The organism is Pseudoalteromonas sp. JSTW (genome assembly GCF_013423925.1).
Taxonomy (GTDB): Bacteria; Pseudomonadota; Gammaproteobacteria; order Enterobacterales; family Alteromonadaceae; genus Pseudoalteromonas; species Pseudoalteromonas lipolytica.
This window is the reverse complement of record NZ_CP058972.1, coordinates 3,326,496-3,351,520: the sequence shown is the minus strand read 5'-3', so window position 1 is coordinate 3,351,520 and position 25,025 is coordinate 3,326,496. Positions and strand designations below refer to the sequence as shown.

The following is a 25,025-nucleotide window of genomic DNA, read 5'->3' as shown; positions in this document are numbered from 1 at the left end:
AAATAAAACATGAAAATGCCGGGCTCTGCTCGGCTTTTTTTTATGTGAATAAAATTAAGACGGCAAAAAATAACGGATAAACTAGATAATTTTTTTAGATAAGTTTGATATTAAATTTGGCAGAGTGCCTAAGAAAAGTAGGAAGGTGGTGGAGCTAAGCAGGATCGAACTGCTGACCTCCTGCGTGCAAGGCAGGCGCTCTCCCAGCTGAGCTATAGCCCCACATTCCTAAATACAGGATGCTTAAGTCTTACGTCTTAAGCGGGGTGAACTTTAATTATTTTTACATTCGCGGTCAAGTGTTTTTTAAAAAATGATCGAATTTTTACCCTCCGCTTTTATTTTTGATAGACTAGGTCGCATCTACTGTTCAAGGCTTATCCAATAATGAAAAAAATAGCATCGCTTTTGGTTGTTTTATTAGCTGGTTGCGCAAGCCAAGGGGACGCCCCTCCTTTTGAAATTAATAACAAACAGTTTTATGGAAAAAATGATGAGCAGGGAAATAAAATTTTTGCTTATGTTGTGTCAGTAAAAGCGCAAGGCCGAAAGCCTATTAATTTAGATAAGCCGATGACGCGTCGACAATTTAAAGATTTTGCCGAGCAAGAGTACTTTGAAGAGTCGAGCAACTTAAAATTACTCTTAGAAGATCAAGCTGTTGAATTATTAAATGAAGAACTCAAAGAGCGTTCGTATTGCGACGACAAACATGTAATTGACGAAGTATTATGGCGTGATTTGAGTGTGCAATTACGAGGACGTTGTTTGTAAATGTATGCCGATAAAACCAAGCTGGCAGCGGCACTTGCTCAGCTCGCTATTGAATACGAAGAAATAGAACACCCACCATTACATGGCAGCCTCGATGCTGATACGTTTATGGTTGATAGGCCTGGTACGCGACTGAAAAACTTATTTCTGCGTGATAACGAAGGTAAACGTCATTTTTTGGTGATAACAGCCCACGACAAACAGCTTGATTTAAAAGCGATTGCAAAGCAGCAAGGACTTTCGCGGATAGGTTTTGCCTCAGATGAGCGACTTGCACGTTATTTAAAAGTGCCGCCTGGCTGTGTGTCTATGCTGGCACTTTTAAACGACAAACAAAATAATGTCACGTTGTGGCTTGATCAAGAAATCTGGTTTAATGCGCTTTTTCATTGCCATCCGTTTGAGAACACCGCGACTTGGTTAATGAAAAAAGACGACTTAGAACGCTTCTTTGCCAGTACAGGGCATCAGCCTCGAGTCGTATTCCTTCCTGCTAAATAAACCAACGCGAGCCCTATTAAACATACCAGCAGCAGTACTGCCATAAAGGCAACTTGACCATGTTGCTGGTATATCAGCCCCGGTAACAGCGAACCAAGTGCACCACCACTGTAATAAAACGATACATAGCCGCCATTCGTCACACTGGCAGGGGCGGTGCTAATTTTATTAACCAATGGTGCGGCACTTGAATGAATCACAAACATAGCGCCACAAAAACCTGTAAATGCGATGACAAATAACAGCAGCTGTTGACTCATCAACAGCAACATTGTGAGGCTATAAAATAAAAATACCCCAGTGAGCAAGCGCCAAGGAGATGAAGACTTTCTCAGTAACCAAGGGGTGGCTATTGACGCAAGTGCACCGACTAAGTAGCCAGTATAAACAAGTCCGATTTCGCGCGTGTTAGTAATGGCAAAGCTATCTTGCAGAATAAAGGGCAAATAATTTAACAGCGCTGCAAAGCAAAAGAACATACAAAAAACCGCCCCATAGAGCTTCAAAACTAATGGGCTTTTTAATTGCTTTAAATATAAAAGGGGTGATTGTGGGGTATGAATTGCGGTTGTCTTTTGGGGTTTAGGGATAGCGAAGGCAAGACAGACTAAGCCAATCGCTATCACATAGTAAAAGCTTTGCCAGCTTAAAAAATCAGTAAATAAGGCCGCTAACATACGACCAAAATAACCACCAACAATCGTACTACCAATATACAAGGTCATATTACGCTGTAGTAGGTCGGCTTGGTAAGTGACACCAATATAACTGGTCATCGCGGTGAGTGCGGCTGGCAGCGTAATACCTTGAATAAAACGTATCAAAAGTAACACGTTAAAGCTCGGCGCAAAGGTAAAAATAACGCAGCTAATAGCCAGTATAACCATAGCGATTTTTAAAATAACCAGCGGGTTACGCTTTGCTAAAAATAACCCATACACTAATGGAGCGATTGCTAGCGGGAGCATTGTGGCTGTCATTAAACTGCCGGCGGCGGCTGGCGACACAGAAAAATGGCGAGCAAATAATCCAAGTAGGGGCTGGGGTGCGTATAAAACAAAGAAAATAAATACAGAGCAAAGTAACAAATGTCGCAGCTGCATTTTTAGCTCCGTGAAGAAAAAGTATTAGCTTATAGAGTGCGAGTAATTTTACAAGTATCATAATGATTAAAGTAAGAAATATTGCGTTAAATCAAAGTGTCATGATTTCATCGCGTGTTAATCTGCGTGTAATAATATAAATAGCAAAGATTCAAATGGGTTCAGTACTGTTATTTGTTTGCATAGCTGATTAAAATAGCCCTTATACGCATTTTAATTATTGGAATTTAGTGATGGGTTCATTACAAGATCAGCTACTTAAAGCTGGGCTCACTACCTCGCACCAAGCGAAAGTAGCTAAAACTGAAAAACGTAAGCAGCAAAAGAAAAAAAAGAAAGGGGCTACCAGTAATCCAAGTGATTTGCAAAAGCACATTGAGCAAACCAAGCTCGAGCAGCAGAAAAAAGCAGATGAACTAAATAAAGCGCGTTTGGAAGAGCAAAAACAACGTGAGCAAGTTGCTCGCGTTAAGCAAATTTTAGAGCATAATAATCAGGATGAGATCCGTGGCGATCGCACCTTTAATTTCACTTATGAAAATAAAGTGAAAGAGCTCGACGTAAATGAAAAAACACAAAAAGCGTTAGCGGGTGGTCGCTTAGCAATTTGTGTTTTAGAAGGCCAATTTTTTGTTCTGGAAGATGAACCAGCTCGAAAAGTCGCTGAAGTTAGCGAAGAATATATAGTGTTCCATGTCGAACCTGAAGATAAGCAAAAGGATGAAGACGATCCCTATGCTGATTTTGAAGTGCCTGATGATTTAATATGGTAACCCGCATAACTGCATAGCATTTAGGTTGCTGTAACAATTTTTCGGGGGCAATTTGGGTGCAATATTGTTAAATCATGGTCTACACTAAAGAAAATGTTTTCTAACCCGTTAAAAAGAGAAGATACAAATGAGCAAGATAACTAAAATTCTATGTGGGGCTGGCCTTGCAATGGCTGCAAGCCTATCTTTCAATACAATGGCTGCTGATGGCGCAACGCTATACACAGCAAAACTTTGCCAAACGTGCCACGGTGCAGAAGGTAAAGCACCCATTATGCCGCTATACCCTAAGCTAAATGGTCAAAATAAAGAATACTTACTTGCACAAATGAAAGACATTAAGTCTGGTGCACGTAATAACGGTATGGCTTCTGCGATGAAAGCAATGGTTGCGAACGTATCTGAAGAAGAAATGGCAGCAATTGCAGATTATTTATCACAAGTTAAATAATCCGCTACATTTAATAAAAAAGGCCACATCAATTGATGTGGCCTTTTTGTATCAGCTATTGATCATCGGTTAATAGTAATTTAGACTTCTATACATCTATTTATGCTTGTCGCATATACAAGGTTTTCCATGTTTGACTTACCAAAACTCGATTTAAAAAATAAAGTATCTGAACAAGAATGGCAGCTTCGCGTAGATTTGGCTGCATGCTATCGTTTGGTCGAGCATTTTCGTTGGGGTGATTTAATTTATACCCATTTATCTGCACGCTTACCGGGCACAAATCAGTATTTGGTCAATGCATTTGGTTTAAGCTTTGATGAAGTAACCGCGTCAAACTTAGTGAAGGTTGATTTAGAAGGGAATATTCTCGACGATACACCGTTTAAAATTAACCCTGCAGGTTTCACTATTCACAGTGCTATTCACGAAGTACGCGATGATGCGCATTGTGTTATCCACCTTCATACCAAAGAGACTATTGCAGTAGCAACGCAAGAAAAAGGTTTACAACCGTTAAGCCAATACTCGATGTTTTCATTGCCGTCACTGTCATACCATGGCTATGAAGGCTTAGCCGTGAACAAGGATGAAAAAAAACGTTTACAAGATGATTTAGGCACTACAAATCATATGCTTTTAGTAAATCATGGCGGTCTAACTGTGGGTCCAACGGTGGGGGATGCATTTATGCGCTTCTATGATTTACAGCGCGCCTGTGAAATTCAATTGGCGATTCAAGCCAGTGGTCAAACAGCTATTCCGGTGCCTCAACCTATTATCGATAATATTTATAATCAAGCGAATGTCGTGCATAGCGGCAGTACTGGAGGCCAATTAGCGTGGCCTGCGATGCTGCGTAAGGCTTATCGCCTTGATCCTAGTTTTGCTCAGTAAGGAGTAACCATGAAAGTTAATCGCGTCGAAGTGTTCGATATTCATTGTCCAGACAGACCTGCTTGGACACCTGTGTTTGTGCGTATTCATACAGATGAAGGTATTAGTGGCGTTGGTGAAGCCGGGCTTGCTTATGACTTAGGTCACAGTGCAGCCGCTGCGATGATCAAAGAAATGGCTGACGCTTTTTTAATAGGCCATGATCCGTTTCAAACTGAAAAGCTATGGTCACGAATGCTACGCGAGAGCTTTTGGGGATTAGGCGGAGGACCAGTGGTCTACGCTGCGATGAGTGCGATTGATACTGCACTGTGGGACATCAAAGGGAAAGCATTAGGTTTACCTGTTTATCAATTGCTAGGGGGTAAAGTTAACGACAAACTTCGTACTTACGCATCGCAATTACAGTTTGACTGGGACAGCGAGTTTAAAGCACTTATTCATCCAGAAGAATATGCAGAAGCGGCATTAAAAGCGATTGCTGAAGGTTACGATGCAGTGAAAGTTGACCCTATCCAATACGATAAGCACGGCAATACTTATTATGACCGCACTAATATTATTTCTCGTGGTGAAATGAAGTTATACCGCGCGCGTATGCAGGCTATTCGTGAAGCGGTGGGTGATGAAGTTGATATTATTTTTGAATGTCATAGTTTGCCAGGGGCAACATCTGCAATTCAAATTGGTGAAATCGCCGAAGAATTCGATTGCATGTATTATGAAGAGCCAGTGAACTACCTAAACCATTCATTGCATGCCAAAGTCGCTGATAAAGTTGCAGTGCCCATAGCCGGTGGCGAGCGCTTGTATAATCGTTGGGGTGTACGTCCTTATCTTGAAGATCAAAGCATTGATGTGCTTCAGCCAGATCTTGGTTTATGTGGCGGTTTCACCGAGACGAAAAAGGTCTGTGATTACGCTGATATTTTTGATGTGCGTATTCAAGCGCATGTATGTGGCGGTCCAGTTGCAACAGCGGCATCGTTGCATTTAGAAACAGCCATTCCTAACTTCTTAATTCATGAGCATCACACTTACGCGATTAAAAAGTGGAATCGTGAGTTATGTATTCAAGACCCACAACCTAAAAATGGCTTTTTCCAAGTATCCGAAGAACCCGGCATTGGTATTGAATTAAACGATGATGTTGTGATGCGTTCGCAACGTGTCGAAATAAAATAAATAGATTCAGCAATAAAAAAGCCCGTAAGGGCTTTTTTTATAGGTGTTTAGGTATATGTGAGGCTTAGTTAACCGCTTTACACTTTACCAGCGGCAGTGGCTCTGTTGCTTTGCTGTCTAAATGACGAACAAAGCACATTTTATCTTTAATGAGTAATTCAAAGCGATCGGGCATAGAAAGCTGCTTTCCCATGATTGGATTGCCTTGCGCATCTGTGATGCCCATGCTGTCAGTAACGAGGATACTGCTATTGATAAAGGCATCATCGGCGACTGCAATAGGCTGACTGTGCATTAATCTGGCAATACCTTGTGCAATCAAGGTGCTTTGCGGTGTTGTTAACACCGCATGTTGTAGCTTAGGAGTCGGCTCTTGGCTTTGTGCACTACACCCAAGCAAAGTTACAAAGTATATTGCTGTGGCTACTTTAAAGTTCATACACGCCTCTAATACTCAAGTATTTTGTTTTGCTCAATAAGCGTTGTTGCTCGGTTGTCCTGTACTTTTGGTGTATCAGTGAACAGCGCTGGTGCAAAACCCTGTTTGCTGGTCATTGAGCTTGCTACAGGGCATGTGCCAGTCGCTCTGTATGCCAGTGCAGTACTAAGTAATGCTTCATTTTCGTCGCCTAGCTGATGGCTAAAGTCATCGGCGACTGCACAACCTGGGACTCGCACGGGTTGAAACTCACTGCCAGTGCTGTTTTGGGGGGCAAAACCATCGGCATATTCACCAAAGCCTTTATTGTTAACCCCTGTAAATTGAATGCTGAAGTAGGTCGTATCACAGTTATCGGTTGGGTAAAAACCATAGGGTTTACCACAGGTATTTTCCCCTATTTGAATGACCTCAATATTGGCCCCTCTTAAGCCATTAATTACGGCTTCACTGGCTGAACATGTACTGCCTGTTGTTAACACAAAAACACGTTTTAGGTCTAAACTAGGCAATGGTGTGCCAGGGTTGATTGCTGGGTTTTCTGCAAATCCGACAAATTCATCGGTAAACGGCACGGGCTCCAAACGCTCCCCAGTGATTGGGTTAAAGGTTGGGTGTTGATCGTTAAAGATAGTCTTTTCGAAAATTTTGCCGTCAGTATTTTCGGCACCTGCAATCATATAAGCAACTTGACTTGCCATCTGTAGGAAACCGCCGGGGTTGTATCGCATGTCGATAATCAGGTCTTTCACATTACGTGCTGCTAATGTATTAAAAGCATCAAATAAGGGCTTTTCTGCAATCGCATTGTGGCGATTAAATTGGAAGTAACCGACTTCTCCATTTGCGAATGTTTTAATATTGCCTACAGCTTGTCCCGTAATAGTTTGGGCTGTCATGGTGACTTCGCGGGTTTCACTGGTGTTGATATCTTTAAACACAAAGGTCGTTACTTTCCCGGATTCAGACGGAAAAAGACCCGCATTGAGTACGTCGACTTCAGCTTGGGTGCTGGCATTTACAAAGTCTACACCATCCACTTCTAACACTTCAAAACCACGCGCTAGGTTTTGTGTTGCCGCGGGTGAGTTGGGTTCGGTATAAGTTATAATGGCTTGACGTGGGGCGCTGGCACTTATTAAACGTATTTTAAAGCCATAGCCAAAGGTTTGTCCCGACTGGCTTTGTGCTCGCCATTCATCGGTGGGTAAACTGGAATGAAAGTTGTCTTTTTTAGCCCCTGACTCCGTGGTGTTTTCGGTTTTTAGTAACGCAAAATAATTGAGAACCCCATCAGTGAGGGCTGGATCACGGTCTATTATTTCATCGTACCAAAGGTATGTTTCATGGCTCCATGAACGCAGCCAGTGCTTTTCATTGAGTGCCTGACATTGTTGATCAAACTTACTCGATGGCTCAAACACACCTTGTGTCCACGTAATGGTGGCTGGGTCTAGATTGCCTGAATCGGAGTTGTCACTCCCACTGCCGCCACACCCAACAAGACTAAATACGCACGCACCTAAAATGGCCGCTTCTTTTGAAAAAATAAACATAACCACTAACCTAAACCGCTTTTATTTAACTAAATATAGCTAGTTTTTAATCAATTTGATAGATTTCGTGGGCGTTTTTGTAGCTTAGACGATGCCATACGCTGTGCTGGTTACACAATGAAAAGTAATGCTGCCAGCATGTCTCGTAGTGTGTCTTTATTTGGCAAACAGGAAAATTACTGGCAAACATAATACGCTGCTCGCCAAAGTATTGCAGCAGTGTATCAAGCAGCCATTGGTGCTTACTTGCAGCCAGTTTGCTGAACTCTAAGCCTGAGAACTTAATCGCAATATTATCACAGCGGCTTAATTTAATAACCGCGTTTAGCCATTGTTGTTCATCGCATATAAAGCCTAAATGGTTAATTACGACTCGTAATGAGGGAAGGGCATGGCAGTATTTTATGAGCTGCTCGGTAATGTGTAGGTTTTCAATTTCAAACTGTGCTTCAAATCGCAAGTTTTGCGCAGCAAGATAGGCTAAGTTTTCAAGGCAATTAGGTGCGAGTAAACGAGTCGCATCTTTACCTTCAGTAATATCGCGAATACCCACAAGGTGTGAATGTGTTAATGCCGAAAGCGCCAGACTAAATTCGTTCAAGGTAGCGTCTATTCGACTATAACTAATGGCTTTGTATTTGTAGCCGTTTAAATGCTGTGCTAGCCAGTTGAGCTCTTTAATAGGGTCATTATTATCGTACCCTGCCTCAATATGAACAAGTGCTTCTAATTGAAATGGGCATGCTGATTTTAGTTGCGCCATGCTAATAGGAGCTTTGATCTTATCGAGGTGAGGCCACGCAGGTGGTTTCTCGCCTTGCAACCAAGTGTATTGACCCTCAGTGAGGTTAAAAAAATGCACATGGGGGTCAATAATCTTGTCGCTCATTGCGTGGTATACCCACCATCAATGCTGTGTAGGCTACCCGTGATAAAGCTTGCCTCAGGGCTAACTAAAAAATTAACCAATGCAGCCACTTCCTCTGGTTGACCTAAGCGCCCTAATGGCTGTAATGCTGCTTCTTCTGCGACGACGGTGGTTTTATCGGCGCCGCTTCGCTTGCAGTAAGCGTCAATTGCATTATGAAATAAAGGTGTTTCAATGGTGCCTGGGCAAATAGCGTTAGCGCGAATGTTAAATGCGGCATAATCCAGAGCGGTTGTTTTTGCCATTGAAGCAAGTGCATGCTTTGTTAAGTTGTAAGCAAAAGAATTGGGCTTACCAATAAGCGCTTGATCAGAGGCAATTAAAACAATACTACCTTGCCGTTTTGCTTTCATGCTGGGTAAAACTGCTTGAATTGCCGCATACGCGCCTTTTACGTTGAGCGCAAAAAGAGCATCAAACGTTGCCTCGTCAGTATCTTCAATGGTGGCACTTAAATGACGACCAGCATTAGAAATAAGCGCATCGATACGGCCTGTTTCTTGTGCTATATCAGCAATAACCGCTTTTACCTGCTCAACATTACTGACATCACAGTAGCGGTAGTGACCTTCTGATGGTGTAATATCAAGGTTATACACGATGTATGCTTCGCGTGCTAAGCGCTCAACAATAGCCTTACCAATCCCTTTACTGCCACCTGTGACAATTGCAACGTTTGTCATTTTTTACCCTTAGTGGCTATGACCACAACCGCCTTCACCATGTACGTGACCGTGCGCTAATTCTTCACGTGTCGCTTCACGGACGTTGAGTACTTCAACGTCAAAAGTCAGTGTTTTACCTGCAAATGGGTGGTTTAAGTCACAATCTGCATGGAAATGACCTACTTTTACAATCGTCACTTGATGACGGCCTTGGTTTGAGTGAACAATCGCAGTCATACCCGGTTTCCACACTTTAGTATTACCTTGTAAGTGCTTAAGTGGAATACGCTGAATAAGGTCATCAACACGCTCACCATAAGACTCGCTTGGCTCAAGTGTTACACTAAAGCTATCGCCAGCGCTTTTACCTTCAAGGGCTTTTTCAAGACCCGGTAGCATGCCTTCTGTACCATGGATATATGAAAGTGGCTCGCCATCTTTGCTTGATTCAATTTGCTCGCCTGCTTCACTTAATGTGTAGTGGAACTCAACGGCAGTGTCTTTGCTGATTTGCATGTTTTTTCTCTTGTAAACTTAGAATATAAACACTGATTTTACGCTAACCACAATGACACAGCAATCAAGGCTTTTTCAAAGAGCTTTCAATACCCGACAGCATAGCCTCGCTGGCTGATGTTTGAGGGGCTGGTGGCTTTGCTTGAGGGATATGTAAAGTTAGTATGGTGCCTGGTTTTAGTAGGCTAGAGGCGCTGAGTTTATTCCAAATAGCCACGTCTTTATGAGGAACATCAAAAAGCTGACTAATGCTCCAAATAGAATCCCCCGGCTTTACTTGATAATCGACAGCAACAGTTGAAACAACGTCTTCTTGTTGCTCTAAATACGGGCTGATATTGTAATCAACTATTAACGATCCAGGCATCGTTTGAGGTTTACTTAGGCGCAATTGCTCACCCACTTTAATGAGATTCGAGGTTTTATTATTGAGCATTTTTAATTGGCTTATAGGCATATTAAAACGTCTTGCGATGCGATAAAGCGTATCGTCCTTTTGAACGGTGTACTCGCCAATAAAGTTATTACGAAATAGTTTACTCTGTAATAAAGTACGCTGCTCTATTGGTAATATCAGCGTGTGGGGGCCATTAGGAGAGCTTTGATTCTTTAAATAGCCAGGGTTTAGTTTATGTAATTGGCTACGCCCAATCCCAGATAAACTCGCAATTACCGAAAAATCAAATTGCTGGCCGACATTAAACTCCGTTGTGAGCGGTTTATTAGCGAGTTTTGGGCGTTTTAGGCCTTTTTCAGGGTGTCTGATTAAGTGGCTGAGTGCTAATAATTTAGGGATATATTCAGCGGTTTCTTTTGGTAATGACAGCGACCAGTAATCGGTTTTCTTACCGAGTTTTTTATTCTTCTCGATGGCTTTCTTAACACGCCCTTCACCACTGTTATAGGCCGCGATTGCGTGTAACCAATCGCCATCAAAGCGTTTGTGCAAATAACTGAGGTACGCTAAGGCAGCATCGGTTGAGGCGAGAATATCTTGGCGGCCGTCGTACCATTGGTCGCTCTGCACGCCAAAGTGATAGGCAGTTGCCCCGACTAACTGCCATATTCCCACAGCTTGCTCTGATGATTGAATAGTGGGTCTAAAGTCACTCTCTACGAAGGGGAGTAATGCAAGTTCCATCGGTAAATTCTGTTTTTCGACACGTTTGACGATATGGTAAAGATACGGTGCAGCGCGTCGGTTCACTTTTTCAAGGTAGGCTGGTTGCTTTAAGTACCACTTTATCCGGGCTGTCGTATGCTTATTGGTTTGAAATACCAACGATAGATTATTTGCAATGTGTTGCCACAAATCAGTCGCTCGCGGTTTAGCGAGTGGCGTATCTTTATAAGGTTGAAGTTTTACAGGTTCAGCAGTCTTATCGGCTGTAGCAACAGGTTGCTCAGTCGGCTGTGTTTGTAAGCTTAAATCAGGCTTGAAATGGCTAAAAATCTCTGGCCGAGCCTGTTGCTCTTGTTGTGTATCTTGCTGAGTCGTTTGGCATCCTTGTAGGCCAATAAAAAAACTCAGCAATAGTAAATATTTCAAACGCATTAAAGCCATGTAATAAAATCCCTTTACTATTTTAGCGCTATTTTGACGATTTGGCCTGCTTAAGTCCAGCTTCTAGAAACATGACGAAAGCGCGTTGACCGACTTCATCAAGGTGATAGTCTTGTTTTATTTGCTCAGGAAACAGGGGAATTAACTCACCAATAGGCTTCTCGGGCTGTGCATTTGCAAGTGTCAAAATAGCAGATAAAAATGTTTTCGGCTGATTAAGTTCTGCAGGAGTTAGTTGTGCACCATGACCCGGTAAAATTGTTGTGATAGCACTATTTTGTTGAATTTCAGTTAACGCTGCGAGCCAATTATCTATTTGCCCATGCCCTGGGTAAGGTAACCAATCGGTTATATCTCCACCAAGTAATACCCGGCCATGATCGGCTGTTAATACTAAGTCGCCATGCGTGTGTGCTTGATACGGCATAACAGTAATCGGGTAATCACCAAGGTCGAGATGCGTTTCTTTAGCAATACGGATTGCGGGGGGGTTGAGTGTTAATTCGCGCCAACGAAACAGGCGTTTTTTAGCAAGTGATAGTTTTTCTCGCCAAACGGCTTGTTGTTCTTGTGGTTGGCTTGCTAAACGTTGATAACTTAGTTCTATGCTTTTTTCATAGCCATCAAGTTTATCGTTTAAGGCTTTTTGATAGTGGGTGAATTCATTCGCTAGTTGCTGATGAACAATCAATTTTGCATCAGGGAACGTGGCTTGTAACACTGCAAGACCCAGCAAGTGGTCATCATGATAATGACTCGCAACCAAGTAGCATAAAGGTGTTTTTAAGCGCTTTTTCAAACGCTGTGCGAGTTGCTCAACCGCGGCAAAATCACCGCTGGCATCAAACATAAGTGCACACGTTTTACCTTCAATAAGGACCTGGTTTGAATCGTAAAAGCGCAGCGATGCCTGTTGTTGTAAAAATTGAATCTCAGGGCTGATAGTCTGCCATGTAACCTTGGCTTTAGATGAGAAACTTGCTGTTAGTAGCGCTAAAAAAGCCCACATTGATAAAGCATATATGCGCATTCTAATTTGCTCGGTTATTATTCAGGTTGAGCATTGTAAACAAAAAAAGCGCAAGATGCGCTTTTTATATAACCAATACCACTCACGGCGTGTTAAGTCGAGTGAGTTTGGTCTAAGTACTGGCTAAGTTTATCGATTAAAGAGTCATGCTGTTGCTCTTGTTTTGCTTGTTGCGATTGTGCTTCGAGCAATTCATGGCTTAAGTGCAGCGCAGCCATTAATAACGCTTTTTGTTCATTACGAACAGAAGAGCGTTGTTTCATTTGGTCCACTAAGTCATTCAAATGTTGTGCAGCAGCAACTAGGGCGTTCTCTTGTCCCGGTGGGCAAGAGAACTCATGTTCTTTACCTAGTAACTCTACGGTGACCCGCTGACTTTGTGGGCTGCTCATTAGCTAGCCTGATGTACGCTTTGTAATTTCTCAAGCAGGCCAGTTAATGTGCTGCTTGCTTCTTTTTGTTTTTCTTCGCTATCGAGTACTTCAAGTTGAAGCGTTTCGTTCTCGTCTATTAATTTGGCAGTTTGATCTTTTAAGCTTTTCACTTCGCTTTCAAGTTCGCTGTTTCGGTGGATTAATTTGTCGATCAGTTGTTCGAGTTGGGAAAGGGTTTCGTTATTCATAAATGCGCTCATAAAACTGTGATTATTGTCATGCAAATGTAAAGGAAAGTGTGTTGATATGCCAGCATTTACGCCTGTTTTAGCGTATTTTTATTTAAAATTAAGGTGTAATTCAGCGTAGCTGCATTTTTATTCATTTATGGTTCACTCTGCGCTTAGATTTTAGGATTATTCACTATTTATCATGTACAATATCTTCATCTATTTTTCATGCAGCACTGCATTTAGCGATTTATAAATATGCTTAGTTACCGACACTCTTTTCATGCAGGCAATCCTGCTGATGTGCTTAAACATCTGGTTTTAGCTGAAGTTCTTAAATACCAAACAATTAAAGATAAGCCTCTCGATTATATTGATACCCATTCGGGGGCGGGCTTTTTTGAACTAGCGGGCAGTGATGCACAAAAAACACAAGAGTATTTAGATGGCATAGCAAAGCTTTGGCAGCACCAGAGTGAGCATGCACCGTTAAATGAGTATATAGAGCTGATTAAATCGTTTAACCAGAATGGCGAATTAGATTTCTATCCTGGCTCGCCAAAAATTGCTGAACACTTTTTGCGTCGCCAAGATAATGGCTGGTTTTTTGAGTTACATCCTCGCGACTTAGCATTACTTAAGCAGAATATGATAGGTAAACGCTCTATCCGTGTGCGTGGCGAAAATGGTTTTCAAGGGTTAGTTGGTCTGCTGCCACCGCCATCGCGTCGTGCATGTGTGCTGATTGACCCTCCATACGAAATTAAAGATGACTATGATACGGTGGTAAAAACCCTCGTTAAAGCGCACAAACGCTTTGCAACGGGTACGTACATGATTTGGTATCCGGTCGTTGATCGTGAGCGCATAGATAAAATGGAAGCAGGTTTAATCGCATCTGGCATGCGTAATATTCAATTATTTGAATTAGCCACCGAAGCAGATACTGAGGTACATGGTATGACGGCCTCAGGCATGATAGTGATCAACCCACCATGGAAACTAAAACAGACGATGGACGCGGTTTTACCTGAGCTTGTTTCTGTATTAAGTGACAGTAGTGGCTTTTATCGCAGTGAGCAATTAGTTGAAGAGTAATGCTGCAACAATGTGCCTATTTAATAAAGGGTATAAATAAAAAACGCCCCGCAATTGCGGGGCGTTTTCGTGTTAACTGTCATTAATTCATATAGGTTGCTGCAAATGTAGCAAGGGGTTCGCTGCTGCCATCTAATAGCGTAAGCTGCTCACCATTAATTGAAAATTGCGCTGTCGCAGTGAGTAGAGCTGACATTGCAGCTTCAATATCCATTTGCTCGATACACATTTTCTTAGTGCTGGCTAACGGGTTGAAGGTGAGTGATTGATTATTCACGTCATAGCTGCCTGAAAAGCTATTACAGCCAAGGAAACCATGCGTTGAGCCATCTTCTTTAAATTGAATGAAAGGCTCTTTTGTTTCTACTTTAACGGGTTCACCGTTAATCGTGACTGCTTTCCAATATGTATTAGTTAACGTTACATCGGGCTTTTTCGCCGACACTTTAGATACCGTCACTTTATACACATCATTCTGAGCACCTTCAGCAAACGGGTTGTTGTGAGTGGTGCTAATGTATAACAGCTTGCCTTGGTTTTCGATTCGAGCGCCGACACTATAACGATGGCGATCAGCAATTTTACTTTCATCATACTCAAGTGCGACGTTATAAGGAGGCGCCCCTTTTAACGCAACTTCTTGTTCGCTGATCACGTCTGCTTTTGCATCCATTTTTGATACATCGGCTAACTGCACTTTCAATACAGAGCCTGGTGGCAGCATGCTACGGTCTAAATAAGTAATTTGCGTATTGAGCGTTTTCATTGTTGATTGCTCTGCTTGAGGCGCGGCAGAGTCTTCGCCACAACCGGTAAGAACTAAGCTGCTTCCTAAGATCATTACGCTGCAAAGTGAAGCACGTTTTAAAGATGAAAAGGTATCCGAAGCCATGATATTTTCCTTGCGTTTTTAGTGTTATACACTGAGATTATTGTATTAGCATAAAGTTCGCTGACTTAATCATAGCTTAATTGAGTCAAAGTGGGCGCAAGGCCCATTTTTAATAAGAAATTATTTTTTCACGTATTTTGTTAGAATAACGATACGTTGCCCATCGACACGTCCTTCAATGTGTTCAGGGTTACTGGTTAAACCAATATTTCTTACGGCGGTGCCGCGCTTAGCAACGAGGCTGCTCCCTTTTACATCGAGATCTTTGATTAGCGTTACTGTATCGCCGGCTTGAAGCACAACGCCATTACTGTCGATATGTTTAATGTCATCATCTTCAGCAAGGGCTGTTTGCGCCCACTTTAGTGTGTCTTCTTCAAGGTAAATCATGTCTAAAGCATCTTGTGCCCAGCCATTATCTGCCGCTAAACGTTTTAACATACGATACGCCACCACTTGAACGGCAGGCGTTTGACTCCACATGCTGTCATTTAGGCAATGCCAGTGAGTTGCAGTTAATTCTGCGTTATTTTCGATTTGGTCTTTGCAAGTCTGACAGACATAGATACATTTATCAGAGTGAGCTTCTGTGACAGGAGGGACTTCGTATACAGATAAATTCTCTGTTGCGGCGCACAGTTCACATTGGTTATTACTGCGTTCGATAAGGGCTTGTTCAATGCTCATAGGAGGCTCTTTTAAGTTAACAAGAAAAACAGCGCGCAGTATAGCAAATGTAGCCCCTAAGCGGAATATCCCTAATTATTGTGGGGGTATGTTTTTTGTGTATTTATTGATGATGGTATCAATCGTGCCATTATTTTTAAGTTGTTCAATAGCTGCATTTATATTCTTGAGGAGCGATTGGTGTTCTGCTCGGATACGAATTTTCAAATTACCTTGTGAATGAAGGGCGCCAAGCTGCGTATTGATATTGAACCAGTTTGACCAGTATATCGCAGAGAGCTTATCAATAATTGCCACCTCTATTCTGTTGAGTTGTAATGCTTTAACCAGTTCTTTTTCGGAGTGAAAATCAACGCGCGTGAAGCGCTCATCATCATAATAGTAATAGCCAAGTACCGTGCCAACAGGGTGCTTTTTTATTGCCTCTAAATCTTGCCATTTGTTGATATTTTTACTCAAGCTAACAAGGTATTCTTCGACGGTAAATAAATTATCTGAATAGCGGAACATATCATTTTCTCGCTCTTTCTCACTGAGCCATTCAGGACTGATTACATCAAAATCGATGTGACCTAAATGAAGATACTTAACCGTACGTTTGGCTGGCAATTCAATGTGTTGTGCATCAATGTTGGAAAGAGTTAGCACATGTTGGATGATTTCTGGCAGGATACCGGGCGAGTTTTCGTCATCAATATAGTATGGGTAATAGCTTCCAGAGGCCGTAATATTATACTTTAACGCAGGGGGCGATGCCGCATGCGCAGAGCTAAAAATAGCACCGTATAAAATTATGAAAAATAACGAAAAAATTAAGTGCAATGGACTATGTTTAAAGTTATTCATAAATTTAGTTTGGTCGGGTTTTTCTTTTTTAGCAAGGAAAACATCTTTCACTATACTTATAACAATTGTAATGTGGCTTTAGTTACATTTAGTGAGAAGTAATATGTCAGAGTTAAATATGGAAGGTAAAAAAAGTCAAAACGTGACTCAGTATATAGCCAGGCAGCCAATATTTAATGCTGATAGAAGTGTGTATGCGTATGAATTGTTATACAGAGAATCGAGCGATAATGTTTTTCCGATAGGAACCAGTGATGGCCAAGCCACTGGGCGACTCTTTTTTAATGCATTGATGTTAATGGGACTTGAAAAACTTACAGGGTTTCAACCCGCGTTTATTAATTTATCGACCGATGCCATTCTTGATGATTTTCCGCGACTGCTCCAACCAAGCAGTGCAGTACTCGAAATAGTTGAGCGAACGACAAGTATCCCAAAAGTTGTAACACGTGTTAAACAGCTCAAAAAAGAGGGCTATTTTTTTGCCCTTGATGATTATGATGGCACTGAAAAATGGCAAGACATACTTCCTTTGATGGACTTCATCAAGTTAGAGGTTGAGCATCCTATTATTAAAACCAATATGATGATCAAAAAGCTAAAACGCAGTTACCCAGATGCAATCATAATCGTTGAACGCATAGAAAATTATGATGACTTTAAACAGTTAAAAGACGCGGGTTGTGATTTATTTCAAGGTTTCTTTTTTGCAAAGCCAGAAGTGCTTAGCTTTGGTAATGTTGAACCGTCGAAAATGGCAGTACTTGATTTACTAAGCTGTACAGCAAGGCCTGATATTGACTTTGATGCGGTGCAGCAACGCGTTGGTCGAGACCTTGGTTTAACAGCGCGTATTTTAAGATTGGTAAATGCACGCTCACCTAATTCACAACAAACGATAAAATCAATCTCACAAGCGGTTATTTACTTAGGTGAAGATGCGATTCGTCAGTTTGTCCGTGTTTTAGCATTAAGTGAATTGGGGAATGATAAACCACAAGAATTAACCAAGCTTGCGCTTACACGTGCAAAGTTTATTGCGTTGATGCTTGAACCCGGTGGTAAAGAGCTATCAGAGCAAGGTTATTTAGTCGGATTGCTGTCTGTGCTTGATGCCATTCTCGATATGGAATTAGATAGAGTTACAAAAGAGTTTTCACTCGGCGCAGAACTTTCCAGTGCATTGTTAAGCTTTAATGGTATGCAAGGTATTAGCCTGCGACTTGTTAAAGCAATCGAAGAAGAACAATGGCAAGACGTGCGGTCATTTTTAACCATGATTCGGCCAGCTTCACACATGGACGTTGTATTTAAAGCAATGTACAGCGCACGTGCTTACGCAGATGAAGTATTGACGACCTTGTCATCAATTGCAGACTAATGACATTGAGTTGGTTATTATGCTCGCACTGTTAGTGGATAAGGTTTTTATACCATGCGTTCAATATTTCCAATTGTGACGATTATTTTTGCCCTCGCTTTACTTGTCCCAGGGGTTACTCAGCCCGTTCTCACGTTAGAAGGTAAAATAGATAAATCTAAGTTAGCTAAAACAGGCATTGAAATGTTAGCAGATGAAGGTGACAGAAATACGCGCAGCGTATTGATGATGGCCTCCAGTATGTTAGGTCTTGATAAGCTTGAAGGCGAAATAGACGCGTACAAAAAAACGCGCAGTATTTGGGGCACTGTGAACGAGCTTGCTAACAATAAAAACTACTTAGTAGCGGTACTCGTTGCGGTGTTTTCGATTGTTATCCCGACAATAAAATTATTGATGCAGTTACTGTATTGTTTTCTTCCCGTGAATAAATTTAAGCAGTTACTCGGTCAACTTATTCAGCAACTCAGCAAATGGAGTATGGTTGATGTGTTTGTCATTGCATTAATCGTTGCTTATTTAGCAGGCAATGCCGATGGTCAAATGGGTGAGTTGATAAAAATGCACGCAGAGCTGGGGGTGGGTTTTTGGTATTTTACTGGCTACTGTTTATTTGCAATAGCCGCTAGTAGCAGTATAAAAATAGAGAAACCCTTGTAGTTGGCGTAATTTTCAGGCTACAATTTACACGATTAATATTTAAGGTATGTTGATGACGCGACTTTCAAGCTATATGTTAATAGCCATGATGCTGCTCACATTTGTGAGTCAGGCAGTTGCGTCTGTGTCAATGGTCTGCGACATGCCGCATGCTTCAATGGCTATGAATCATCATGCCGATATGGACAATGATAACGACATGTCTGACATGGACTGTTGTCATGAAGATACCATGGACAGTGCCGACTGTGCGTGTCCATTTAATGCGTGTACTGCGCATTCACTCCTTCCTCTCAATAGCACAGTGATGAATGCTAACAAACAATCTGAAAAAGTACGTTTGTTTAATGTTAGCCAACGCAGCTATCCTATAAGTTCTTTATATCGCCCACCTATTACTGCTTAAGCAGGATAGGTCTGTCAAAAATTCAGCTAAGCGCTGCTTTACAACCCATTCTGCCCCTAACTCTATTGTTTTTTAACTTTCTAGAATTTTAGTGGAGCATGTGATGACTCACAGCAAATTTTTGAAGGCATTTTGCCTTGGTGTATTAGTAACGACTTCCAGTATGGTTCAGTCTAATCCATTAACACTGAATGGCGTGGTTGAATACGCACTGACGCATGAGCCTTGGCTACAAGCAAACAAATATCAGCAAGAGGCAATTGAATCGCAAAGTATTGCCGCAGGCACCTTGCCAGACCCTGTTCTGACGGTCGGGCTAATGAATTTACCGACGGATGGTTTTGCCTTTGATCAAGAAGGCATGACGCAATTTAAGGTCGGTTTATCACAACAGTTTAGCCGCGGTGATAGCTTGGCATTACAGCAACAAGCGTTAAGGCAATCGGCCGAGCAATACCCATGGCAACGTGCTGACCGACAAGCGCAAGTAAAGGCTATTGTTACTGAAGCATGGTTAAATGCCTACCGAGCTCAGCAAAGTATCCAATTAATTAACCAAGATAAAGCCTTATTCAACCAATTGATTGATATCACAGAAGCAAGCTATGCAAATTCTTTAGGGACTACGCGCCAGCAAGATATCATTCGTGCTCAGTTAGAGCTTACACGCTTAGAAGATAAATTGGTGATGCTTGAGCAGCAATTCGATAGTGCGAAAAAGCGCTTAGCACAGTGGTTGCCAATTGACATGCTAAGTGGTCCTGTCAGCAGTGATAATGGTGATGTGGCGGCTTTAATTCCATACCAAAATATGCAACCAACAGGCGTGACCGAAGTGCTTATGGGGCATCCTGCTGTTGTGGCTATTGAGCATGCCTTACGTGCAAAAAGCACACAAATCGAAGTGGCAAAAGAAGCCTATAAGCCACAGTTTGGTATGAATGTTGGCTATGGTTATCGTGATGATACGCCGATGGGAAGTTCGCGCGCCGATTTATTCTCGATAGGGGTCAGTGTTGATTTACCATTATTTACAGATAACCGCCAAGATCAGCAAGTCAATGCGGCTATTGCAAATGCTGAAGCAGTTAAAACCACAAAGCTGATCACGTTACAAAAACTGCAAGGTCAATACTTTAAAGAGCTTAGCCAGTTAAGTCGCCTAGCCCAACGTCGAGCGCTTTATGTCGAGCAGCTTTTACCACAAATGGCAGAGCAAGCCGAAGCCACATTAAATGCATATACCAATGATGATGGGGACTTTTCAGAAGTCATGCGTGCTCGTATCAGTGAGCTAAATGCAAAAATAGATGCCCTAAATATCGATATCGACACACAAATTACGCTGGCACGTTTAAATTATTACGCAGCAGCAAAAGACAGCCAAATTAATGCAGCACACAGCCAAGGAGCACATCATGAATAATACCGTTAAATTAGGAGTGGCTTTGGCAGTGGGTGCCGCTTTGGCAACCGTAGTAAATCAGCTTTCTACTGCTGATCATTCCGCTATGCCAAGTGCAGAAAAGAAACCTCTGTATTGGGTTGCTCCCATGGATAGCAACTACCGACGTGATGAGCCAGGATTGTCGCCAATGGGCATGGAGTTAGTCCCAGTGTATGAAGAAAACAGCGCCGAAGACAGCCCCGGAACAGTTAGAATATCACCTGCCGTTGTCAACAATTTAGGTGTTAGAACCGCACCGGTACGTTTTAAGTCACTGCAAACTACCGTTGATACTGTGGGCTACGTGCAATACGACCAAGATCAATTAGTGCATATTCATCCACGTGTTGAAGGCTGGATTGAAACGCTGTTCGTGAAAGCTGCGGGTGATCAAGTAAAGCAAGGTGAACCCCTCTATACCTTGTATTCTCCACAGTTGGTGAACGCACAAGAAGAGTTACTACTTGCCCTAAAGCGAAATAATAGTGTGCTTATTCGTGCTGCCAAAGCGCGTTTGGCCTCATTAAATGTATCGAATGATTTTATTGAGCGCTTAGAGCAAAGTCAGAAGGTCAGACAAAACATCACCTTTTATGCCAAGCAAAGTGGTGTACTGGATGAGCTAAACATTCGAGAAGGCTTTTATGTGAAGCCCGGCACAACCATGATGAGCATTGCTCACCTTGAAGAAGTATGGGTTGAAGCTGAAGTGTTCGAGCGCCAAGCAGGGCTTATCAGTAAAGGTTTGCCTGTAACAATGACCTTAGATTATTTACCGGGCCGTCAATGGCACGGCAAGGTTGATTATATTTATCCTACCCTCGATGAGAAAAACCGGACATTACGTGTGCGCCTTCGGTTTGTGAATGATGAGGGCTTATTAAAACCGAATATGTTTGCTGAGGTCAGTATTACGGCTAAGCCAACAGAGCCACAGATAGTGATAGCGAAAGAGGCGGTGATCCGCACAGGTAGCCAAGACCGAGTGGTGGTTGATTTAGGTGAAGGGCGCTTTAAGTCCGTCGCTGTGACCATTGGGCGCAGTGATAATCACGACATTGAAATTTTATCAGGCTTACTAAAAGACGATAACGTGGTGACATCAGCGCAATTCTTGATTGACTCCGAATCAAGCAAAAGCTCTGACTTTATGCGTATGCAAGAGCCTGATAGCGAGAGTGCCATGGTCAATGGGGTGATCAACAGTATTGATCGCAAAGCCAGAACCGCGGTGATCAGCCGTGAAGCAATTCCAAAATGGGGCCGTGAGGCGGCAACCGTGGAGTTTCATTTTTCGCCGCGTATCGATTTATCACACCTACAGCCTAATGACGAAGTACATTTCACGTTTAAGCTGGTAGAGGGTGAGTTTATGATTTTTGACATCATGACCTTAAGCCATCCAATGCAAGGAGAGATGAAATGATTGCAGCAGTCATTCGCTGGTCAGTCGGTAATCGTTTCTTTGTATTACTGCTGTCCGTCATGTTGGCAGGCTTTGGCATTTTTTCTTTGAAGAATACGCCAGTTGATGCGCTACCTGATTTATCTGACATACAGGTCATCGTTAAAACATCCTATCCTGGGCAAGCACCACAAGTAGTGCAAGACCAAGTAACGTTTCCAATTACCACCGCTATGCTCTCGGTACCAGGGGCAGAAACGGTCAGGGGCTTTTCATTTTTTGGCGATTCGTATGTTTACGTCATATTTAATGAAGACACCGATTTATACTGGGCACGCAGTCGGGTGCAAGAGTACTTAAGTCAAGTGAGTGCTCGCTTACCCGAGTCGGCTCGACCAGAGCTTGGTCCCGATGCAACAGGGGTCGGTTGGATTTACCTTTATGCATTAGTTGATAAAACAGGAAAGCACGATATTAGTCAGCTACGTAGCTTACAAGATTGGTTTTTAAAGTTTGAATTGCAAACTGTACCAGGGGTGTCAGAAGTTGCATCGGTCGGTGGCATGGTTAAGCAATACCAAGTCAATGTAGACCCCGATAAACTGCGTGCTTATGGCATTCCTCTGAGCCTGATTCAAACAGCAATTAAGCAAGGTAACCAGGAGCGAGGTGCCTCTGTTGTTGAAATGGCCGAAGCGGAATACATGGTATCAAGCACCGGTTATATTAAAAGTGTGGCCGATTTAGAGGCTATCCCGTTGGGGACTAATGCCAACGGCACACCGCTGCAGCTTCGCAATGTTGCCGATATAAAATTAGGGCCGCAAATGCGCCGCGGTATTGCTGAGCTTAATGGTGAAGGCGAAGTGGCTGGGGGCGTTGTTGTGATGCGCTTTGGTGAAAATGCACAAGCCACAATTAAACAGGTAAAAGAAAAGTTAGACTCTTTGAAAAAAGGCTTACCCGAGGGCGTTGAAATTGTGCCTGTCTATGACCGCTCTAACTTAATCACCAAAGCGCTGGATAATTTGACCTCAAAACTGATTGAAGAATTGATCGTTGTAGCCCTGGTGTGTGTGGTGTTCTTGTTTCACATTCGGTCATCAATTGTGGCAATTATTACTTTACCAATGGGCATATTAACCGCATTTGTGGTTATGTATTGGCAAGGTATTAATGCCAATATCATGTCACTTGGGGGAATTGCGATTGCGATTGGCGCAATGACGGATGGCGCGATTGTTATGATCGAAAACATGCACAAGCACATGGAAAAAACCCCACTTACCGACGAAAACCGTTGGCAAGTGGTGATGGACTCGGCTTCAGAAGTGGGCCCTGCATTATTCTTTAGTTTATTAATTATTACTGTCAGCTTTATGCCGGTGTTTATTCTTGAAGCACAAGAAGGGCGTATGTTCTCTCCGCTTGCTTACACCAAGACCTATGCCATGGCAGCCTCCGCTGGCTTAGCAATAACCTTAGTGCCGGTGTTAATGGGTTACTTTATTCGCGGAAAAGTTATTTCTGAGCAAAAGAACCCAGTCAACCGTTTACTTGTGGCAAGTTATAAACCGTTATTAAATGCGGTTCTTAAAGCGCCAAAAACCACGCTAGTGATGGCTATCATTTTGGCTGTAGTCGGTTTTTATCCGGTTAATAAGATTGGCAGTGAGTTTATCCCTCCGCTTGATGAGGGGGATTTAATGTATATGCCCACAACCTATCCGGGTATTTCAATCGGTAAGGCCCGAGAACTCTTACAGCAGACCGATAAACTTATAGCCAGTGTGCCAGAAGTCGAGAGTGTCTTTGGTAAAGTAGGGCGGGCTGAAACAGCCACTGATCCTGCGCCACTCACCATGATTGAAACCTTTATTCAGCTTAAGCCTAAATCACAATGGCGTGAGGGAATGACAACCGAAAAGCTTAAAAAAGAGCTTGATAGCTTAGTGAAGTTCCCCGGCTTAACGAATGCGTGGGTTATGCCGATTAAAACGCGTATCGATATGCTTGCCACCGGTATTAAAACGCCAGTGGGTATTAAAGTAGCGGGCCCTAAGCTGAGTGAAATACAGAAAATTGGTGAGCAAATTGAAGTGATATTAAAAGACTTACCGGGTACTGCGTCTGTGTATTCAGAGCGAGTAGCGGGTGGGCGCTATATTAAAGTGGATATCAATCGCGACAAGGCTGCGCGTTATGGTCTTAACATTGCCGATGTACAACAGGTTGTGGCGACTGCAATTGGTGGTATGAATGTAACCGAAACGGTTGAAGGACAAGAGCGATACCCGGTTAATTTACGTTATCCACAAGATTACCGTGATTCGCCAGAAGAGCTCAAGCTGCTGCCTATTGTCACTGCAAGTGGGCAGCGAATTGCACTGGCTGATGTGGCTGATGTCTTTATCGAAGACGGTCCTCCGGGGATAAAGAGCGAAAATGCGCGAATCAATGGCTGGAGTTTAATTGATATTGAAGGCAGTGATATCGGCAGCTATGTTGAGCGTGCCCAAAAGGCACTGCATGAGCAGCTAGAGTTGCCTGCTGGCTACTCAATTACGTGGGCAGGTCAATACGAGTACATGGAGCGCGCTAAAGCTAAATTGAGTTATGTGCTACCGCTAACGCTCGCTATCATTGTGGTGCTGTTATACCTTAACTTTAGAAGCTTTATTGAAGTGGCGATGATCATGCTAACACTTCCTCTGGCGATGATTGGTGGTATTTGGCTGATGTATATCGAAGGTTTCAACTTCTCTGTTGCTGTCGGGGTTGGTTTTATTGCGCTTGCAGGGGTTGCCGTAGAAATAGGGGTGATCATGCTGGTGTATCTTAACCAAGCTTATCTCGAGGCTAAACAGCAAGCAGAGCACTTTGGTGTCGTTGAACTTCGCCAAGCAATCATCAATGGTGCAGGATTAAGGGTTAGACCTGTGATGATGACCGTAGCCACTATTATAATTGGTTTGTTACCGGTGCTTTACGGTACTGGCACCGGCAGTGAGGTAATGAGCCGAATTGCTGCGCCTATGGTCGGTGGGATGTTCAGTGCCGTGGTACTGACCTTACTGGTGCTACCTGCTTTGTATTTTATCTGGCGTAAACGAGACCTATAAATTTTACAGCCAGTGTGTAACTTGTACGCTTTTTTTGCGTACAGGTTACACATAACACAGTTTATTTATTGATTTAAAAGAGTTTTTAATCTGGA

26 protein-coding genes and 1 tRNA gene are annotated in these 25,025 nt (G+C 42.6%); 13 read left to right on the top strand and 14 right to left on the bottom strand.

Going from position 1 to position 25,025, the window contains the following annotated elements; genetic code table 11:
• Positions 1–146 precede the first annotated feature (146 nt).
• Positions 147–222: transfer RNA gene (locus GZH31_RS15075), tRNA-Ala, on the bottom strand.
• 165 nt (positions 223–387) lie between these two features.
• On the opposite strand from GZH31_RS15075, the gene GZH31_RS15070 reads away from it, so the two are divergent.
• Together GZH31_RS15070 and GZH31_RS15065 are read left to right on the top strand one after the other, a co-directional pair.
• Positions 388–774: a hypothetical protein gene (locus GZH31_RS15070; RefSeq protein ID WP_036973343.1), complete on the top strand. Its 387-nt coding sequence runs from the start codon at positions 388–390 to the stop codon at positions 772–774.
• On the top strand, positions 775–1,275 hold the full coding sequence (locus GZH31_RS15065) for a prolyl-tRNA synthetase associated domain-containing protein (RefSeq protein ID WP_036973342.1): 501 nt from the start codon (positions 775–777) through the stop codon (positions 1,273–1,275).
• On the opposite strand, the gene GZH31_RS15060 is transcribed toward GZH31_RS15065, so the two are convergent.
• Entirely contained in the window at positions 1,242–2,378 is a 1,137-nt protein-coding gene (locus GZH31_RS15060) for an MFS transporter (RefSeq protein WP_036973341.1), read from the bottom strand. The two genes, GZH31_RS15065 and GZH31_RS15060, sit on opposite strands and share 34 nt — an antisense overlap.
• Before the next feature lie 233 nt (positions 2,379–2,611).
• Here GZH31_RS15060 and GZH31_RS15055 point away from each other — a divergent pair, with 233 nt between their 5' ends.
• The 4 genes from GZH31_RS15055 to GZH31_RS15040 all read left to right on the top strand — a co-directional run bounded on the left by GZH31_RS15055 (position 2,612) and on the right by GZH31_RS15040 (position 5,684).
• Positions 2,612–3,151, top strand: coding sequence for a DUF2058 domain-containing protein (locus GZH31_RS15055; protein WP_036973340.1), 540 nt, complete (start codon positions 2,612–2,614; stop codon positions 3,149–3,151).
• A 127-nt stretch (positions 3,152–3,278) separates the two neighbouring features.
• Positions 3,279–3,602, top strand: a complete 324-nt coding sequence (locus GZH31_RS15050; protein WP_036973339.1) for a c-type cytochrome — start codon at positions 3,279–3,281, stop codon at positions 3,600–3,602.
• 129 nt (positions 3,603–3,731) lie between these two features.
• Positions 3,732–4,499, top strand: a complete 768-nt coding sequence (locus GZH31_RS15045) for a class II aldolase/adducin family protein (protein WP_036973338.1) — start codon at positions 3,732–3,734, stop codon at positions 4,497–4,499.
• Positions 4,500–4,508: 9 nt separating this feature from the next.
• Positions 4,509–5,684, top strand: a complete 1,176-nt coding sequence (locus tag GZH31_RS15040) for a mandelate racemase/muconate lactonizing enzyme family protein (protein ID WP_036973337.1) — start codon at positions 4,509–4,511, stop codon at positions 5,682–5,684.
• Between the two features lie 64 nt (positions 5,685–5,748).
• Here the strand turns inward: GZH31_RS15040 and GZH31_RS15035 are convergent, their stop codons facing one another.
• The 9 genes from GZH31_RS15035 to zapB all read right to left on the bottom strand — a co-directional run bounded on the left by GZH31_RS15035 (position 5,749) and on the right by zapB (position 13,004).
• Positions 5,749–6,123, bottom strand: coding sequence for a hypothetical protein (locus tag GZH31_RS15035; protein WP_036973335.1), 375 nt, complete (start codon positions 6,121–6,123; stop codon positions 5,749–5,751).
• An 8-nt stretch (positions 6,124–6,131) separates the two neighbouring features.
• Positions 6,132–7,679, bottom strand: a complete 1,548-nt coding sequence (locus GZH31_RS15030; protein WP_036973334.1) for a S41 family peptidase — start codon at positions 7,677–7,679, stop codon at positions 6,132–6,134.
• A gap of 46 nt (positions 7,680–7,725) precedes the next feature.
• On the bottom strand, positions 7,726–8,568 hold the full coding sequence (locus GZH31_RS15025; protein WP_180311203.1) for an amidohydrolase: 843 nt from the start codon (positions 8,566–8,568) through the stop codon (positions 7,726–7,728).
• Entirely contained in the window at positions 8,565–9,290 is a 726-nt protein-coding gene (locus GZH31_RS15020) for an SDR family NAD(P)-dependent oxidoreductase (protein ID WP_180311202.1), read from the bottom strand. Before GZH31_RS15020 ends, GZH31_RS15025 begins: the two co-directional genes overlap by 4 nt.
• 9 nt (positions 9,291–9,299) lie before the next feature.
• Positions 9,300–9,788, bottom strand: coding sequence for a peptidylprolyl isomerase (locus GZH31_RS15015; RefSeq protein ID WP_180311201.1), 489 nt, complete (start codon positions 9,786–9,788; stop codon positions 9,300–9,302).
• A gap of 64 nt (positions 9,789–9,852) precedes the next feature.
• On the bottom strand, positions 9,853–11,352 hold the full coding sequence (locus GZH31_RS15010; protein WP_176714558.1) for a transglycosylase SLT domain-containing protein: 1,500 nt from the start codon (positions 11,350–11,352) through the stop codon (positions 9,853–9,855).
• A 28-nt stretch (positions 11,353–11,380) separates the two neighbouring features.
• Complete coding sequence (locus GZH31_RS15005) at positions 11,381–12,382, bottom strand: MBL fold metallo-hydrolase (protein ID WP_180311200.1); 1,002 nt, start codon at positions 12,380–12,382, stop codon at positions 11,381–11,383.
• A gap of 92 nt (positions 12,383–12,474) precedes the next feature.
• Positions 12,475–12,774: a cell division protein ZapA gene (locus tag GZH31_RS15000; RefSeq protein ID WP_065979385.1), complete on the bottom strand. Its 300-nt coding sequence runs from the start codon at positions 12,772–12,774 to the stop codon at positions 12,475–12,477.
• Positions 12,774–13,004: a cell division protein ZapB gene (zapB, locus tag GZH31_RS14995; protein ID WP_036973328.1), complete on the bottom strand. Its 231-nt coding sequence runs from the start codon at positions 13,002–13,004 to the stop codon at positions 12,774–12,776. The genes GZH31_RS15000 and zapB overlap by 1 nt, the downstream gene beginning before the upstream one ends.
• Before the next feature lie 240 nt (positions 13,005–13,244).
• Between zapB and GZH31_RS14990 the strand changes: the two genes are divergently transcribed.
• Positions 13,245–14,084 (top strand): 23S rRNA (adenine(2030)-N(6))-methyltransferase RlmJ, encoded by an 840-nt coding sequence (locus tag GZH31_RS14990; RefSeq protein WP_065979384.1) that lies wholly within the window; start codon positions 13,245–13,247, stop codon positions 14,082–14,084.
• An 82-nt stretch (positions 14,085–14,166) separates the two neighbouring features.
• Here the strand turns inward: GZH31_RS14990 and GZH31_RS14985 are convergent, their stop codons facing one another.
• From GZH31_RS14985 to GZH31_RS14975, 3 genes are all read right to left on the bottom strand, one after another.
• Positions 14,167–14,976, bottom strand: coding sequence for an META domain-containing protein (locus tag GZH31_RS14985; protein ID WP_065979576.1), 810 nt, complete (start codon positions 14,974–14,976; stop codon positions 14,167–14,169).
• 120 nt (positions 14,977–15,096) lie between these two features.
• Positions 15,097–15,663, bottom strand: a complete 567-nt coding sequence (locus GZH31_RS14980) for an alkylphosphonate utilization protein (protein ID WP_036973325.1) — start codon at positions 15,661–15,663, stop codon at positions 15,097–15,099.
• Between the two features lie 75 nt (positions 15,664–15,738).
• Positions 15,739–16,560 (bottom strand): ABC transporter substrate-binding protein, encoded by an 822-nt coding sequence (locus GZH31_RS14975; protein ID WP_180311199.1) that lies wholly within the window; start codon positions 16,558–16,560, stop codon positions 15,739–15,741.
• A gap of 52 nt (positions 16,561–16,612) precedes the next feature.
• On the opposite strand from GZH31_RS14975, the gene GZH31_RS14970 reads away from it, so the two are divergent.
• The 6 genes from GZH31_RS14970 (at position 16,613) to GZH31_RS14945 (ending at position 24,930) form a co-directional block, all read left to right on the top strand.
• Complete coding sequence (locus GZH31_RS14970) at positions 16,613–17,890, top strand: EAL and HDOD domain-containing protein (RefSeq protein WP_065979574.1); 1,278 nt, start codon at positions 16,613–16,615, stop codon at positions 17,888–17,890.
• 54 nt (positions 17,891–17,944) lie between these two features.
• Positions 17,945–18,550, top strand: a complete 606-nt coding sequence (locus GZH31_RS14965) for a paraquat-inducible protein A (protein ID WP_074989218.1) — start codon at positions 17,945–17,947, stop codon at positions 18,548–18,550.
• A 52-nt stretch (positions 18,551–18,602) separates the two neighbouring features.
• Entirely contained in the window at positions 18,603–18,956 is a 354-nt protein-coding gene (locus GZH31_RS14960) for a hypothetical protein (RefSeq protein ID WP_180311198.1), read from the top strand.
• Between the two features lie 103 nt (positions 18,957–19,059).
• A complete protein-coding gene (locus tag GZH31_RS14955) occupies positions 19,060–20,382 on the top strand; it encodes a TolC family protein (protein ID WP_180311197.1) in 1,323 nt (440 codons plus the stop codon).
• Complete coding sequence (locus GZH31_RS14950; RefSeq protein WP_180311196.1) at positions 20,375–21,829, top strand: efflux RND transporter periplasmic adaptor subunit; 1,455 nt, start codon at positions 20,375–20,377, stop codon at positions 21,827–21,829. Before GZH31_RS14955 ends, GZH31_RS14950 begins: the two co-directional genes overlap by 8 nt.
• Complete coding sequence (locus GZH31_RS14945; RefSeq protein WP_180311195.1) at positions 21,826–24,930, top strand: efflux RND transporter permease subunit; 3,105 nt, start codon at positions 21,826–21,828, stop codon at positions 24,928–24,930. The genes GZH31_RS14950 and GZH31_RS14945 overlap by 4 nt, the downstream gene beginning before the upstream one ends.
• Positions 24,931–25,025: the final 95 nt, after the last annotated feature.

Coding starts and splice junctions, on each gene's coding strand:
- GZH31_RS15070 (WP_036973343.1), top strand. CDS start 388: ATGAAAAAAATAGCATCGCTTTTGGTTGTTTTATTAGCTGGTTGCGCA.
- GZH31_RS15065 (WP_036973342.1), top strand. CDS start 775: ATGTATGCCGATAAAACCAAGCTGGCAGCGGCACTTGCTCAGCTCGCT.
- GZH31_RS15060 (WP_036973341.1), bottom strand. CDS start 2,378: ATGCAGCTGCGACATTTGTTACTTTGCTCTGTATTTATTTTCTTTGTT.
- GZH31_RS15055 (WP_036973340.1), top strand. CDS start 2,612: ATGGGTTCATTACAAGATCAGCTACTTAAAGCTGGGCTCACTACCTCG.
- GZH31_RS15050 (WP_036973339.1), top strand. CDS start 3,279: ATGAGCAAGATAACTAAAATTCTATGTGGGGCTGGCCTTGCAATGGCT.
- GZH31_RS15045 (WP_036973338.1), top strand. CDS start 3,732: ATGTTTGACTTACCAAAACTCGATTTAAAAAATAAAGTATCTGAACAA.
- GZH31_RS15040 (WP_036973337.1), top strand. CDS start 4,509: ATGAAAGTTAATCGCGTCGAAGTGTTCGATATTCATTGTCCAGACAGA.
- GZH31_RS15035 (WP_036973335.1), bottom strand. CDS start 6,123: ATGAACTTTAAAGTAGCCACAGCAATATACTTTGTAACTTTGCTTGGG.
- GZH31_RS15030 (WP_036973334.1), bottom strand. CDS start 7,679: ATGTTTATTTTTTCAAAAGAAGCGGCCATTTTAGGTGCGTGCGTATTT.
- GZH31_RS15025 (WP_180311203.1), bottom strand. CDS start 8,568: ATGAGCGACAAGATTATTGACCCCCATGTGCATTTTTTTAACCTCACT.
- GZH31_RS15020 (WP_180311202.1), bottom strand. CDS start 9,290: ATGACAAACGTTGCAATTGTCACAGGTGGCAGTAAAGGGATTGGTAAG.
- GZH31_RS15015 (WP_180311201.1), bottom strand. CDS start 9,788: ATGCAAATCAGCAAAGACACTGCCGTTGAGTTCCACTACACATTAAGT.
- GZH31_RS15010 (WP_176714558.1), bottom strand. CDS start 11,352: ATGGCTTTAATGCGTTTGAAATATTTACTATTGCTGAGTTTTTTTATT.
- GZH31_RS15005 (WP_180311200.1), bottom strand. CDS start 12,382: ATGCGCATATATGCTTTATCAATGTGGGCTTTTTTAGCGCTACTAACA.
- GZH31_RS15000 (WP_065979385.1), bottom strand. CDS start 12,774: ATGAGCAGCCCACAAAGTCAGCGGGTCACCGTAGAGTTACTAGGTAAA.
- zapB (WP_036973328.1), bottom strand. CDS start 13,004: ATGAATAACGAAACCCTTTCCCAACTCGAACAACTGATCGACAAATTA.
- GZH31_RS14990 (WP_065979384.1), top strand. CDS start 13,245: ATGCTTAGTTACCGACACTCTTTTCATGCAGGCAATCCTGCTGATGTG.
- GZH31_RS14985 (WP_065979576.1), bottom strand. CDS start 14,976: ATGGCTTCGGATACCTTTTCATCTTTAAAACGTGCTTCACTTTGCAGC.
- GZH31_RS14980 (WP_036973325.1), bottom strand. CDS start 15,663: ATGAGCATTGAACAAGCCCTTATCGAACGCAGTAATAACCAATGTGAA.
- GZH31_RS14970 (WP_065979574.1), top strand. CDS start 16,613: ATGTCAGAGTTAAATATGGAAGGTAAAAAAAGTCAAAACGTGACTCAG.
- GZH31_RS14965 (WP_074989218.1), top strand. CDS start 17,945: ATGCGTTCAATATTTCCAATTGTGACGATTATTTTTGCCCTCGCTTTA.
- GZH31_RS14960 (WP_180311198.1), top strand. CDS start 18,603: ATGACGCGACTTTCAAGCTATATGTTAATAGCCATGATGCTGCTCACA.
- GZH31_RS14955 (WP_180311197.1), top strand. CDS start 19,060: ATGACTCACAGCAAATTTTTGAAGGCATTTTGCCTTGGTGTATTAGTA.
- GZH31_RS14950 (WP_180311196.1), top strand. CDS start 20,375: ATGAATAATACCGTTAAATTAGGAGTGGCTTTGGCAGTGGGTGCCGCT.
- GZH31_RS14945 (WP_180311195.1), top strand. CDS start 21,826: ATGATTGCAGCAGTCATTCGCTGGTCAGTCGGTAATCGTTTCTTTGTA.